Here is a 12,730-nt window from a genome sequence, read left to right on the forward strand (position 1 = left end):
TTTTATGTGTTGGGAGTTTTGCGATGGAAAATAATCTCATTTCATCATTTTCGATGATGAAGAATAGATCTTTTCTTTTTGCGGTAATTTTATTTTCATTCAATGCGTTGTGCACACAACCTTCGTTTTCATCTGAAAACGACAAAGATGATCTTGGAGTTGCCTATTGGATAGAAGATAAGAGAGTAGAAGAGATCTACTACGCTACGATGGAAGTGTTTGGATTTGCGAATGATATTGAGATCAAATTCGATGTCTCTTCCAGAAACAGTGTGATTGTTATTTCGGTCGAAGATGCTCTTGTCGGTGGCGTTTTGAACGAAATCAGATTCCGTGAAATTGATGAAAGTTGGTTTCAGCTTTTCAAAGCAGCTTTTCCGGTTGTTGAGCACTCACAATGCCGTATCGGTCGAGTAACAACACCGAATGTGAATGCCGAAGGAAAGGTCGTTGGGGAGGACTTGACGACGATAGCAGTCTTCAACAACCAAGATAACAGCGTCCGGGAACAGTTGGTTTGTCTTTACTTGGGGACACTCACTGGGCTCGGTGTGACGAAAGAGCGTTTAGGTCAACTAGCGGAGATGAGACCGGAAGAACTCGCTAAACTTATCGTTTCAGGGACCTACTAAGCACTGGCTTTCACCTAAACTCCGCATTTCAAAGTCAATTTTTGGAACTTAAAAACTGTAATCGATCAATTTATCCATACGCGAGTGATCGTTCGGCAAATGCCGCCAAATGCACGTTATCGCATACGCTTAAGTTTGCGAAAAATCGTGACTTTGGAAAGACCGGATCCTTGTAGCGGTGGCAAAAGCACTTCACGATTGTCATCCGTTTTGCCAGCCTTTCTCACCGATCAGCGGTACGAAAGCGACACCGCCGAGATCCTCCACGGCAAACTCGCTGTCGGATTTCTTTCTGACCCGGTAAAGGGACTGGGACGATCTGGATCTGCCAGCCGGGATGACGAGCCGTCCGCCAACGCACAACTGCTGTTTGTAGGTCTCTGGGACTGCGGGGGCTGCGGCCGACACAAGAATTGCATCGAATGGGGCTTCTTCGGGACGGCCCAGCGTTCCGTCTGAGCAATGCACCGTGACATTGCGGCAATCAACTTTTGCCAGTGTTTCCCGAGCCCTTTTTGCAAGTTCGGGAATGCGCTCCACGGTAACCACGCGCTCGCAGAGTTGCGCAAGCACGGCCGCGGCATAACCGGAACCGGTCCCGATTTCGAGGACCCTGTCGGTTTCTTCTAGCTTGAGCCTGTCGCACATCAGCGCGACGACATAGGGCTGAGAAATTGTCTGGTAGTGGCCGATGGTCAGAGGTCTGTCCGCGTAGGCGTGCTTCAGCAGACTGTTCTTCACGAACAGGTGCCGTGGAACCGCGCGTATCGCATCAAGTACACGCGGGTTTGCGAGGCCGCGGCGCTCCAATTGTTCGCGCACCATCGCTTCGCGTTCACTTTCAAAGGGGTCCATTCGGTTTCTCCGGACTACCCGCAAATTTGGACGCATTTGAATAGCAATCTCAAGACTCTATTAAACCTAACCTCCCATAGTGATGAAACCAAGCGGCCATCAGTACAGCGTCAAGGTCCTCAAGAGTGCCCCGAGCAGCGACACGTCAGCGTAAACAATCCTTCCTCCGCCGTCTCATTACGCCTGCAATTGCGATTGCAGCCCTCGGATATTTCGGGTTTCATGCCATGAGCGGCGAACTTGGAATGGTCGGGCGAGCCATGATCGAAAGCCGTGTTTCGGAACTGGAAACGGACCTGGAAGAGCTGACTGCCGAGCGGGAAGACCTGGTTGCACGGGTCAGTCTGCTTCGTCCGGAGAGTCTCGACCCGGATATGCTCGACGAACGTGCGCGACTGAACCTCAATCTGGTCCATACGAACGAACTGGTCGTTCTGCGTCCAGGGCGCCGTTACGAAGTGAACTGATATTCAGTTCATTTTTACATGTTAACAAACTTTCAGTTAAAATAAAAATTAATTAATGAAAGCAGCGGTTTAAATCGCTTCATATCCCCCGCTAAATATGATTGGATTGACATGTGCAACAGGATAAGTTGCAGCTACCTGTCTTAGGGGAAACGTCACGCCGAGAAGAGGGTTATGGCCACAGCATCAAAGACCACTTCCGCTCGCTCCAAGAGCGCCAGCCGGACCCGCAGCACCGCCAAGAAAGCGAAACCTGCGATCGCCGAGTTCGACAAGGACGATGAACTCCACGCTTACCGCGAAATGCTTCTGATCCGCCGATTTGAGGAAAAAGCCGGACAATTATACGGCATGGGCCTCATTGGCGGATTTTGTCATTTGTATATCGGGCAGGAAGCTGTCGTCGTTGGTATGCAGATGGCCAAAAGGGACGGCGATCAGATGATCACCGGCTATCGCGACCACGGCCATATGCTGGCAATGGATCTCGATCCGGGTGCTGTCATGGCCGAGCTCACCGGACGCCGCGGCGGCCTGTCAAAGGGCAAGGGCGGTTCCATGCACATGTTCTCCAAGGAAAAGCACTTCTACGGCGGGCACGGCATCGTGGGGGCTCAGGTGTCGCTTGGCACCGGTCTTGGATTTGCGAACCAGTATCGCGAAAATGGCAATGTTTCCATGGCCTTCTTTGGTGATGGCGCGTCCAATCAGGGTCAGGTCTACGAAAGCTTCAACATGGCGGAGCTTTGGAAGCTCCCGGTTGTCTACGTGATCGAGAACAACAAGTACGGCATGGGCACGAGCGTCTCGCGTGCGTCCGCGACCACCGATCTGTCGCAACGTGGTGCGTCCTTCGGCATTCCGGGTGAGCAGGTCGATGGCATGGACGTGCGTGCGGTCAAGGCCGCGTCTGAAAAAGCGCTTGGCTGGTGCCGCGAAGGCAAGGGTCCTTACATTCTCGAAATGATCACGTACCGCTACCGTGGTCATTCGATGTCGGACCCGGCGAAATATCGCTCCAAGGACGAAGTCCAGAAGATGCGGACAGAGCACGACCCGATCGAACAGGTCCGGGCGCGTCTGATCGAGAAGAAATGGGCGTCGGAAGATGATCTGAAGGCCATCGACAAGGATGTGCGCGCACGGGTCGCAGAGGCCGCCGAATTCGCTCAGAACGATCCGGAGCCGGATGCATCCGAGCTCTACACCGACATTCTGCTCTAAGGCCGGGGGACAATATGCCGATTGATATTTTGATGCCGGCGCTCTCGCCGACGATGGAAGAGGGCAAGCTCGCCAAATGGCTGAAGGCCGAGGGCGACACGGTGACCGCAGGCGACGTGATCGCCGAGATTGAAACTGACAAGGCCACGATGGAAGTCGAGGCGGTCGATGAGGGCACGCTTGGCAAGATCCTGGTCCCGGAAGGGACAGACAACGTCAAGGTCAACGAGAAGATTGCCGTTCTTCTCGGCGAAGGCGAAGATGCAAGTGCGATAGATACGTCAGCCGCCGCGCCTGCTGCCGCAGCACCTGCTCCGGCGGCTGCCGAAGCGCCCAGTGCACCGGCAGCGCCGGCCGCTCCGGTTGTTTCCGAGCCTGCCGATGATCCGGAGATTCCGGCAGGAACGGCCATGAAAAGTTCGACGGTCCGCGAAGCACTGCGCGATGCGATGGCCGAGGAAATGCGCCGCGATGGTGATGTCTTCGTCATGGGTGAGGAAGTCGCCGAGTATCAGGGTGCCTACAAGATCACGCAGGGTTTGCTTGATGAATTCAGCGCAAAACGCGTGATCGACACACCGATCACCGAACACGGCTTCACCGGTCTGGGCGTTGGTGCCGCGATGGCGGGACTGAAGCCGATCGTGGAATTCATGACATTCAACTTTGCCATGCAGGCGATCGACCAGATCATCAATTCGGCTGCGAAAACGCTCTACATGTCCGGCGGACAGATGGGTGCTCCGATTGTGTTCCGCGGTCCAAACGGAGCCGCAGCCCGCGTCGGCGCGCAGCACTCGCAGGATTATGCGTCCTGGTATGCACACGTGCCGGGCCTGAAAGTTGTCCAGCCCTATTCGGCAGCGGACGCGAAAGGGCTTCTGAAGGCGGCCATTCGTGACCCCAATCCGGTCATATTCCTGGAGAACGAGATCCTTTACGGACATTCGTTCGAGATCCCGGACGTGGACGACTTCGTGCTGCCGATCGGCAAGGCGAAGGTCGAACGCGGTGGCACCGACGTCACGCTGGTCTCCTGGGGCATCGGCATGACCTACACGTTGCAAGCCGCCGACGAACTTGCCGGGCTGGGTATTTCCGCGGAAGTCATCAACTTGCGCACAATCCGTCCGCTCGACATCGAAACAGTGCTTGCTTCCGTCAGAAAGACGGGCCGGATCGTCACGATCGAGGAAGCTTTCCCGATGTGCTCGGTATCGTCGGAGATCGCTTATCAGGTCCAGGAACAGGCGTTCGACTACCTGGACGCGCCGATCCTGCGCGTGACCGGCAAGGACGTTCCGATGCCTTATGCGGCAAATCTTGAAAAGCTTGCATTGCCGAGCGTTCCGGAAGTCATCGAAGCGGTCAAGGCCGTGACCTATACAGCCTGAGGCGAGGGAGACGGACATGCCAATCAATATCACCATGCCGGCCCTCTCTCCGACCATGGAAGAGGGCAACCTGGCCAAATGGCTGGTCAAGGAAGGCGACCAGGTTTCCGCCGGCGATGTCATCGCGGAAATCGAGACCGACAAGGCCACGATGGAAGTCGAGGCAGTGGACGAGGGAACCGTCGGCAAGATCGTGGTTCCCGAAGGAACCGCCGGGGTCAAGGTCAACGAACTGATCGCCGTGCTTTTGGAAGACGGCGAAGATGCCGGATCCATCGATACGGCCGCTGCAAGTCCTGCACCTGCCGCAGCGGCTGCACCGGCTGAAACTCCTGCTGCTGCAGCGCCTGCTCCGGCAGCACCTGCACCTGCGGGTCCGGCACCCGTGGCCAACGACGGTTCTCGCATCTTTGCATCGCCGCTGGCGCGCCGTCTTGCCAAGCTGAACAGCCTCGATCTCGCCGCGCTCGCAGGTACCGGTCCGCACGGCCGGATCGTCAAGCGCGACATTGAAGCTGCCATAGCGGCTGGAACCGGCAAGGCCGCTCCGGCAGCCGAAACACCCAAGGCCGCCGCGTCTGCGCCGGCACCTGCAGCGGGTCCGTCAGCCGACCAGGTTCTCAAGCTCTTCGACGACGAATCCTATGAACTGGTGCCGCATGACGGCATGCGCAAGACCATCGCTAAACGTCTGACGGAATCTAAGCAGACAATCCCGCATTTCTACGTGTCGGTGGATTGTGAACTCGACGCGCTTCTGGCGCTCCGGGCTCAGCTCAATGGCGCTGCTGCAACCGACAAGGACGGCAAGCCTGCCTACAAGCTGTCGGTGAATGACATGACCATCAAGGCGCTCGCACTGGCATTGCGCGATGTCCCGGATGCAAACGTCTCGTGGACGGACGAAAACATGGTCATGCACAAGCATGCAGATGTCGGCGTCGCCGTTTCGATCCCGGGCGGTCTGATCACTCCGATCATCCGGCGCGCGGAAGAAAAACCCCTGTCGGTTATCTCCAACGAGATGAAGGATCTGGGCAAACGGGCAAAAGAACGCAAGCTCAAGCCGGAAGAGTACCAGGGCGGCACCACGGCCGTTTCCAACATGGGCATGATGGGCGTCAAGGACTTCTCGGCGGTGGTGAACCCGCCGCACGCGACGATCCTTGCGGTCGGGGCCGGCGAGAAGCGCGCTGTCGTCAAGAACGACGCGGTGGCGATTGCCACGGTCATGACGGTCACGCTCTCCACGGACCACCGCTGCGTTGACGGTGCTCTGGGTGCTGAGTTGCTGGGTGCCTTCAGGGGCTACATCGAAAACCCGATGAGCATGCTGGTCTGACGCATGCTCTGCGGCGCGGTACTGATGCCGCGCCGTATCTGAACGATGATTTCTTTCGCCGGGGAAGAACACCATGGCTGATACCAACTACGATGTGATCATCATCGGCTCCGGGCCGGGTGGTTATGTAACTGCAATTCGTGCCGCGCAGCTCGGTTTCAAGACCGCGATCGTCGAGCGCGAGCACATGGGGGGCATCTGCCTCAACTGGGGCTGCATTCCGACCAAGGCGCTTCTGCGGTCTGCCGAGATCTACCATTACATGCAGCACGCCAAGGACTATGGCCTGTCCGCCGAGAAGATCTCCTTCGATCCGGCAGCGGTGGTCAATCGATCCCGCGGCGTTTCCGGGCAGCTTGCCGGTGGCGTCGGCTTTCTGATGAAGAAGAACAAGGTCGATATCATCTGGGGCGAAGGCAAGGTGACCAAGGCCGGTGAAGTCACCGTGTCAAAGACCTCCAAGAAGGCTATGGAACCCCAGCACCCCGCCCCGAAGGGCACCAAGGGTGAAGGCGTTTACAAGGCCAAGCACATCATTGTGGCGACCGGTGCGCGTCCGCGTGTCATTCCGGGCATCGAGCCGGACGGCAAGGACATCTGGACCTATTTCGAGGCCATGGTGCCGCCGACGATGCCAAAATCCCTGATCGTGATGGGATCTGGCGCGATCGGCATCGAGTTCGCATCGTTCTACAAGACCATGGGCGCGGATGTGACGGTCATCGAAATGATGCCAACCATCATGCCGGTCGAGGATCCCGAGATTTCCGGGCTTGCCAAGAAGCAGATGGAGAAACAGGGCATCAAGTTCCTGCTTGAGGCCAAGGTTTCGCAAGTCAAGAAAAGCGCCAAAGGCGTTACCGCGACCGTGGAAACAAAAGACGGCAAGAAACAGGACCTGACTGCAGAGAAACTGATCTCGGCTGTCGGTGTCGTGGGCAACATCGAAAAACTCGGTCTTGAGGAACTCGGCGTCAAAACCGACCGTGGCTGTGTCGTGATCGACGGTTACGGACGCACCAGTGTTCCAGGTATCTATGCCATCGGCGATGTCGCCGGTCCGCCAATGCTCGCTCACAAAGCCGAACATGAAGGCGTGATCTGCGTTGAAAAGATAGCCGGCAAAGACGTGCATGCCATGGACAAGTCGATGATCCCCGGCTGCACCTACTGCCATCCTCAGGTCGCATCTGTCGGTTTGACAGAACCCAAGGCCAAGGAAGCCGGTTACGACATCAAGGTCGGGCGCTTCCCGTTCATCGGAAACGGCAAGGCGATAGCACTCGGCGAACCGGATGGTCTTATCAAGACCATCTTCGATGCGAAGACGGGACAGCTGCTGGGAGCCCACATGGTTGGGGCCGAGGTCACCGAGCTTATCCAGGGCTATGTTGTCGCCATGAACCTGGAGACGACGGAAGAGGACCTGATGCATACGGTGTTCCCGCATCCGACGCTTTCGGAAATGATGAAAGAATCGGTGCTCGACGCCTATGGACGTGTTCTGAACATGTAACTCGGCGATGTGGTGGTCCCGTAACGGCCGCGGGGCACAACGCCGGGCGGAGGCTCCAAGGTGTTTGCGTATCTTCTGGATGGGTTGAGGTTTGTCTGTCAGGAAGGGAGCTGGTCCCTCAGGCCGCACGAGGCCAAGACACTCGATGCGGCCATCGGCTGGCTCCCGCCGGAGAACGCAGAGCGCGCGCGCCGGCAGCTCTTGCAACGATACTTCATCGAGAGACAGTCGGACGGACGCATTCCCTGTTTCCGCTACTATCGGGCTCATGAGAACGCGCTGCTTGACGACCCGTTCCGCGGAGGCACGCACTACATAAATGTCAGGCTTGAGACCGCCTCGCGACAGTTTTCAGCCAAGTGCGTCCTGCACGAGGGGATCGTTTTTGGTCTGGAGTTTCCCAAGCCGGAGCGTTTCTTCAAAGGCCATGCCGTTGATGTCGTTTCGGTAAGTTGTGATACCACAAGGTTCAGCTACACTGAGGTTCTGAACCGGGCGGAGCACGGAGCCGGGGCGAATGACTGACGTGGGAGGGTTGTCATGGATACAAAATCAATTCTGATCTGGATTGCGATCGGTATTATCGCCGGCTGGCTTGCCAGTGTCCTGGTCGGTGGCGGTGGCTTGATACGGTATCTGCTGACCGGGATCATCGGCGCTTTCGTCGGTGGGTTCATCTTCAAGTTTTTCGGGATTAACATCGACCTTGGAAATCCCTATCTCAACGAAATACTCGTGGCGGCCATCGGAGCTGTCGTCGTCGTGCTGATCGCGCGGATCCTGGCCTGAGTCCTTGATCGGATGTTCCGGGCTCTGCGTTTCTTTGTTTGAAAGGGAACAGGTATGGGGCTCATAATTTCCGCCATTATAGGTCTGATCGCAGGTGCGGTTGCCCACCGCGTTCTCAACAGCCGGGGAGGGTTTCTCGGCAGCCTTGTCGTCGGCCTGATCGGTGCACTCCTGGGAGGAGAACTGGCGTCGATCCTCAATCTGAACCTGGCGGGAGGTGTCATCGACCGGCTGATTGTCGCGATCGTCGGTGCGATCCTGTTCCTGTTTGTCTGGAAGAAGGTTTTCAAGTGACGTGTCCACGTGTGGCTGCTGCGATGAGGGCCTGCCTGTTTGTCTGACCGTCTCCGGGGCCCGCAGTTTTGACGGGTTGCGGAACTATTCAGGCGCGGACAGTCTGTTTCCTGCCTCCCTGTTCCGGCAGGCCACATTGTTCGGCACGCGTTCGGAACTTGCCATGGGAGGAGACAGGTGGACGGGGAGCATGAGCAATTGACAGAACGAGAGCCGGAAACTCCGGACTTCAGGCTGGCCACGTATGGGACGCTCTCACCAGGCCGTGCCAACCATGGGCAGCTCGCCGACATTCCGGGCCGCTGGAGCGAGGGAAGCGTGCGAGGCCGTCTCGTGCAGACGGGTTGGGGAGCTGCCCTCGGTTTTCCGGGTCTCGTACTCGATCCCGAGGGCCAGACGATCGAGGTGCTCGTTTTCGAGTCTTCCGAGCTGATCGAACACTGGGATCGGCTGGACGCCTTCGAGGGTGAGGGCTACGAGCGGATCGAAACCCTCGTGCGCACGGAACGCGGAGACCTCCCGGCCTATATTTACGTGGTTTCAGACAAGCCGCCGCGGTCCTCGGGCGACAATACCGAACCGGGAATAAATGTCTTTCCATTGATCACGACAGACAAGCTGCGGTATGCGGACACCGACCGTCAGGGGCATATCAACAATGCGGTTTTCAATACCTTTCTCGAAACGGGCAGGGTTGAACTGCTTTTTGGCGACGAGTTGATGTGCGAGGGCGCATCTTTTGTCATTGCCAGGCTCGAGCTCGACTTTCTGTCCGAGGTCAACTGGCCCGGTGAGGTGCAGATCGGTACGGCGGTGAAGGAAATCGGCAGCAGTTCCTTCAAGCTCGTTCAACGTGTTTACCAGGATGGAAGGCCCGTTGCTCATGCGGTGACTGTGATTGTCCAGATGAACGAAGCCACGCGAAAGTCCCTGCCGTTGTCGGAAACGGCGCGCCAGAGATTTTCAGAATTGCTAAGACCCGCGCTCAGGACATAGCTGGCGCAGCGCCGATATGCCTTGACCTTTCATAGGAATAACGACACTTAGGTGCCATGGTTACGATCGTAGATACGCTCAATCGCCCGCAGCAGAAATCCGATGTGCGCCCGCGCCATCCGGAAAAGGAACACCGTCCGGACAACCCGGTGCAACGCAAGCCGAAATGGATCCGCGTGAAGGCACCGACATCGCCTGTCTACCGTGAGACCCAGAATGTCGTCCGAGAGAACAATCTGGTCACTGTCTGCGAAGAGGCCGGTTGCCCGAATATTGGCGAATGCTGGTCGAAGAAACACGCCAGCTTCATGATCCTGGGCGATACCTGCACGCGCGCATGCGCGTTCTGCAATGTCAGAACGGGGATGCCGGGACCGGTCGATCCGAAGGAGCCGCAGGGCGTCGCAGATGCGGTTGCCACCATGGGTCTGGAACATGTCGTCATCACCTCCGTGGACCGTGACGATCTCGACGATGGCGGCGCCCGGCATTTTGCCGATGTAATCTCGGCAATCCGCAAAACCTCTCCGACGACGACTGTGGAGGTTCTGACACCAGACTTTCTCAGGAAAGACGGCGCATTGGAGATTGTGGTCGAAGCAAAGCCGGACGTGTTCAATCACAACCTGGAAACCGTGCCTTCCAAGTATCTCAAAGTCAGGCCCGGTGCCCGCTACTTTCATTCCATTCGCCTTTTGCAGAAGGCAAAGGAACTTGACGCGGAAATGTTCACCAAGTCCGGCATCATGGTTGGGCTCGGAGAGGTTCGCAACGAGGTGCTGCAGCTCATGGACGACCTCCGGGCAGCAGATGTGGATTTTCTGACCGTGGGCCAGTACCTGCAACCTTCGAAGAAACACCATCCGGTGATGTCTTTCGTGACGCCTGAGGAGTTCAAGGGTTATGAACGCATCGCCTATGCGAAGGGTTTCCTGAAGGTCTCTGCAAGTCCGCTCACGCGGTCTTCCCATCATGCGGGTGAAGACTTTGCGGACCTGCGTGCAGCGCGTAAAGCCAAACTTGGTCATTAAACGGACGCCGAAACGCTGAATGCCAAGTTTTTCTTCAACGCACAAAGTCAAACACAAGGCGGACGACATGTTCCGTCTTGTCGCGGACGTGGAAAAATATCCTCAGTTCGTACCGCTTTGCCAGGACCTTCATGTTCGCGGCAAGAAGCAGCTGGAGGGCGGCCGGACAGTGCTCGTCGCCGACATGACCGTGGCCTACAAGCTGTTCAAGGAAACGTTCACGAGCCGCGTCGAGTTGCGACCGGAGGATCAGACCATCCTGGTTGAATATCTGGACGGTCCCTTCAAGCATCTTGAGAACAAATGGACGTTCGAAGAGGCAGGGGAAGGGGTCTGCAATGTCGGTTTCTTCATCACCTACGAGTTCAAGAGCCGCACGCTCGGCTCACTCATGGGGGTGATGTTCGACAAGGCTTTCCGGAAATTCTCAAGCGCGTTCGAAGCGCGTGCGGACGAAGTCTACGGCGTTTGAAGCGGATAACCGGCCTGCGTTATTTGTATTGCTTGAAGGCGTCCCGGATGGTCCTCAGGCGGCTTGACTTCATGTCGAGCGGTTCGTTTTCCTGGCGGATCTTCGCAACTTCCCTTTTTGACAATCCGAGGTCTTCGAGTGTTGCGAAGGCATCATTGTCCTTGCAGACAATGGTCCGGCTTTTGCCATCATTTTCTTCAAGGACAAGGGTACGTCCAGCCGCGTTCTGTTCCTCGGTCCAGACGACCGTACCGGAAGAAACCCAGAAGACACGATTGCAATAGCTGGCCTGGTGGTAGCCCTTCTTCGGTTCGATCAGGATTTCATGGAAGCCGGTGAATTTTCCGTTGGAGTATTGCGACCGGATGTAGAAATCGCTCTGGGCGAACGCTGCCGTTGCGCTGCAGACAACCGTCAGCGCCGATACTGTCAGACATGCAAAAGAGCGCTTCATGCGTGTGCTCCTCTCCCGAGCAAAGGTTCGCCCCCACGCATTTATCTTAAGCGATCTTGTTTACCTATCCGTTACCGTATTGGTTACGATTCGATTCATTCGTCGTGAAACGATTTGGCCGCCTTATCCTTGCCCTGCGACATGAAAGCATCCCGGATTGCGGCGAACCGGTTGGCCTTGTCGATGGAGGTGCCGCCATTTTGCACGATCACCCTCGGATCATCGGAAATGCCAAGACCCTCAAGCGTCACCTGTTCTTCCGGATGGTCGCAAATCGGCCGCCAGCCTTTGCCCCAGTTGAATTCGACCCGCACCTTGTAATTGTTTTCCACCTCAAGCTGGGTCCAGGCAACCGTTGCATACCGCACCCAGTATGAACGGTTGCAATATTCGACCTCGACGAGACCGTCCGACGGTCTGTTGTAGATCCGGTGCGACCCGCGAAAATTTCGGCCATCATCCCTGGAAATGATGTAGGTGTCGCCAATTCTCGGGATTTCGCCCTGCGCGCCGGCATGTGTTGATGAAATCAGGAGAAAGCCAATCGTGAGAAGAATTTTCTGAAATTGCATTGTCCGTTATCCCTGCTGCGAAGCCGCTTGCATGTCGGTTGGTCGAGCGAAATTTTAAGTGTTTGTTCGCAGGGTAGAGGGCGAGTTTCTACATCAGATTGAAAGCCGTGCAGGCGTTTTATTAAATATTTAGATGCTCGTAAAAAGGGTGCCGGGACAAAGATTCACCGGACTTTTTTGAGCAAAAGAGCGGTTACATGCCGAGGCCGCTGTTGGATTCTTCGAAGACGCTTGTGCGGAACATGGCGCCGATCGTCGCCAGCCGCTTGGCGGTTGAGGGTTCCGTGGACGCGCCGGCCAGGACCTCGCGTGCATCCAGGGAGATGCCAATATCCGCGAGCGTGACTTCGCGCTCAGGATTGGCGCATATCGGACGCCAACCCTTACCGAAGTTGAATTCCACATGGACGACGTGGCCGAACTCCGCTTGAAGCTCCGTCCAGGCAACAGAACTGTCACGCACGAAATATTCATTTCCACAATAGGTGACATGCTTCATGTCTGCGCTCGCGTGCTTGAACAGCTTGTGACTGCCAAGGAATTTGCCCGCCTGATCTCTTGATATCAGGTAGAAATCCCCTGGTTTGGGAAGCGAGTCCGCCTGAACGGCTGTGGCCGCGCATATTGCGGCGAGAAATATCGCGAGACGTGAAATCATTCGTGAAAGCAATCGATGTTCAACCCAAAATGAG

Annotated in this window: 16 protein-coding genes; 12 read left to right on the top strand and 4 right to left on the bottom strand. The window is 56.5% G+C overall.

What is annotated here, in order from left to right; translation table 11 throughout:
* Positions 1 to 23 precede the first annotated feature (23 nt).
* Positions 24 to 632 carry a hypothetical protein gene (locus RDA78_RS21230; RefSeq protein WP_434051774.1) on the top strand — a complete coding sequence of 203 codons (609 nt, stop codon included), beginning with the start codon at positions 24 to 26 and terminating at the stop codon, positions 630 to 632.
* A gap of 201 nt (positions 633 to 833) precedes the next feature.
* Here the strand turns inward: RDA78_RS21230 and RDA78_RS21235 are convergent, their stop codons facing one another.
* Positions 834 to 1,487 (bottom strand): protein-L-isoaspartate(D-aspartate) O-methyltransferase, encoded by a 654-nt coding sequence (locus RDA78_RS21235; protein WP_434051775.1) that lies wholly within the window; start codon positions 1,485 to 1,487, stop codon positions 834 to 836.
* Between the two features lie 227 nt (positions 1,488 to 1,714).
* Between RDA78_RS21235 and RDA78_RS21240 the strand changes: the two genes are divergently transcribed.
* The 11 genes from RDA78_RS21240 (at position 1,715) to RDA78_RS21290 (ending at position 11,012) form a co-directional block, all read left to right on the top strand.
* A complete protein-coding gene (locus tag RDA78_RS21240; protein ID WP_434051776.1) occupies positions 1,715 to 1,954 on the top strand; it encodes an FtsB family cell division protein in 240 nt (79 codons plus the stop codon).
* Positions 1,955 to 2,128: 174 nt separating this feature from the next.
* Entirely contained in the window at positions 2,129 to 3,178 is a 1,050-nt protein-coding gene (gene pdhA / locus RDA78_RS21245) for a pyruvate dehydrogenase (acetyl-transferring) E1 component subunit alpha (RefSeq protein WP_434051777.1), read from the top strand.
* Positions 3,179 to 3,192: 14 nt separating this feature from the next.
* The gene (locus tag RDA78_RS21250) at positions 3,193 to 4,572 is read left to right on the top strand and encodes a pyruvate dehydrogenase complex E1 component subunit beta (protein ID WP_434051778.1); all 1,380 of its coding nucleotides are present in this window, start codon (positions 3,193 to 3,195) and stop codon (positions 4,570 to 4,572) included.
* A 16-nt stretch (positions 4,573 to 4,588) separates the two neighbouring features.
* Complete coding sequence (locus tag RDA78_RS21255; RefSeq protein WP_434051779.1) at positions 4,589 to 5,914, top strand: pyruvate dehydrogenase complex dihydrolipoamide acetyltransferase; 1,326 nt, start codon at positions 4,589 to 4,591, stop codon at positions 5,912 to 5,914.
* Between the two features lie 73 nt (positions 5,915 to 5,987).
* Positions 5,988 to 7,430, top strand: a complete 1,443-nt coding sequence (gene lpdA / locus RDA78_RS21260) for a dihydrolipoyl dehydrogenase (protein ID WP_434051780.1) — start codon at positions 5,988 to 5,990, stop codon at positions 7,428 to 7,430.
* A 60-nt stretch (positions 7,431 to 7,490) separates the two neighbouring features.
* Positions 7,491 to 7,955 (top strand): hypothetical protein, encoded by a 465-nt coding sequence (locus RDA78_RS21265; RefSeq protein ID WP_434051781.1) that lies wholly within the window; start codon positions 7,491 to 7,493, stop codon positions 7,953 to 7,955.
* A gap of 15 nt (positions 7,956 to 7,970) precedes the next feature.
* Positions 7,971 to 8,219: a GlsB/YeaQ/YmgE family stress response membrane protein gene (locus RDA78_RS21270; protein WP_434051782.1), complete on the top strand. Its 249-nt coding sequence runs from the start codon at positions 7,971 to 7,973 to the stop codon at positions 8,217 to 8,219.
* A gap of 54 nt (positions 8,220 to 8,273) precedes the next feature.
* Positions 8,274 to 8,513 (top strand): GlsB/YeaQ/YmgE family stress response membrane protein, encoded by a 240-nt coding sequence (locus RDA78_RS21275; RefSeq protein ID WP_434051783.1) that lies wholly within the window; start codon positions 8,274 to 8,276, stop codon positions 8,511 to 8,513.
* Between the two features lie 198 nt (positions 8,514 to 8,711).
* Positions 8,712 to 9,509, top strand: a complete 798-nt coding sequence (locus RDA78_RS21280; RefSeq protein WP_434051784.1) for a thioesterase family protein — start codon at positions 8,712 to 8,714, stop codon at positions 9,507 to 9,509.
* Positions 9,510 to 9,565: 56 nt separating this feature from the next.
* On the top strand, positions 9,566 to 10,540 hold the full coding sequence (gene lipA, locus RDA78_RS21285) for a lipoyl synthase (protein WP_434051785.1): 975 nt from the start codon (positions 9,566 to 9,568) through the stop codon (positions 10,538 to 10,540).
* A gap of 19 nt (positions 10,541 to 10,559) precedes the next feature.
* Complete coding sequence (locus RDA78_RS21290) at positions 10,560 to 11,012, top strand: type II toxin-antitoxin system RatA family toxin (RefSeq protein WP_434051786.1); 453 nt, start codon at positions 10,560 to 10,562, stop codon at positions 11,010 to 11,012.
* Between the two features lie 19 nt (positions 11,013 to 11,031).
* Here RDA78_RS21290 and RDA78_RS21295 read toward each other — a convergent pair whose 3' ends face one another.
* From RDA78_RS21295 to RDA78_RS21305, 3 genes are all read right to left on the bottom strand, one after another.
* On the bottom strand, positions 11,032 to 11,466 hold the full coding sequence (locus RDA78_RS21295) for a hypothetical protein (protein WP_434051787.1): 435 nt from the start codon (positions 11,464 to 11,466) through the stop codon (positions 11,032 to 11,034).
* 95 nt (positions 11,467 to 11,561) lie between these two features.
* On the bottom strand, positions 11,562 to 12,038 hold the full coding sequence (locus RDA78_RS21300; RefSeq protein ID WP_434051788.1) for a hypothetical protein: 477 nt from the start codon (positions 12,036 to 12,038) through the stop codon (positions 11,562 to 11,564).
* A 193-nt stretch (positions 12,039 to 12,231) separates the two neighbouring features.
* Positions 12,232 to 12,696: a hypothetical protein gene (locus tag RDA78_RS21305; protein WP_434051789.1), complete on the bottom strand. Its 465-nt coding sequence runs from the start codon at positions 12,694 to 12,696 to the stop codon at positions 12,232 to 12,234.
* Positions 12,697 to 12,730 lie beyond the last annotated feature (34 nt).

Source organism: Roseibium sp., assembly GCF_051016195.1.
GTDB lineage: Bacteria > Pseudomonadota > Alphaproteobacteria > Rhizobiales > Stappiaceae > Roseibium.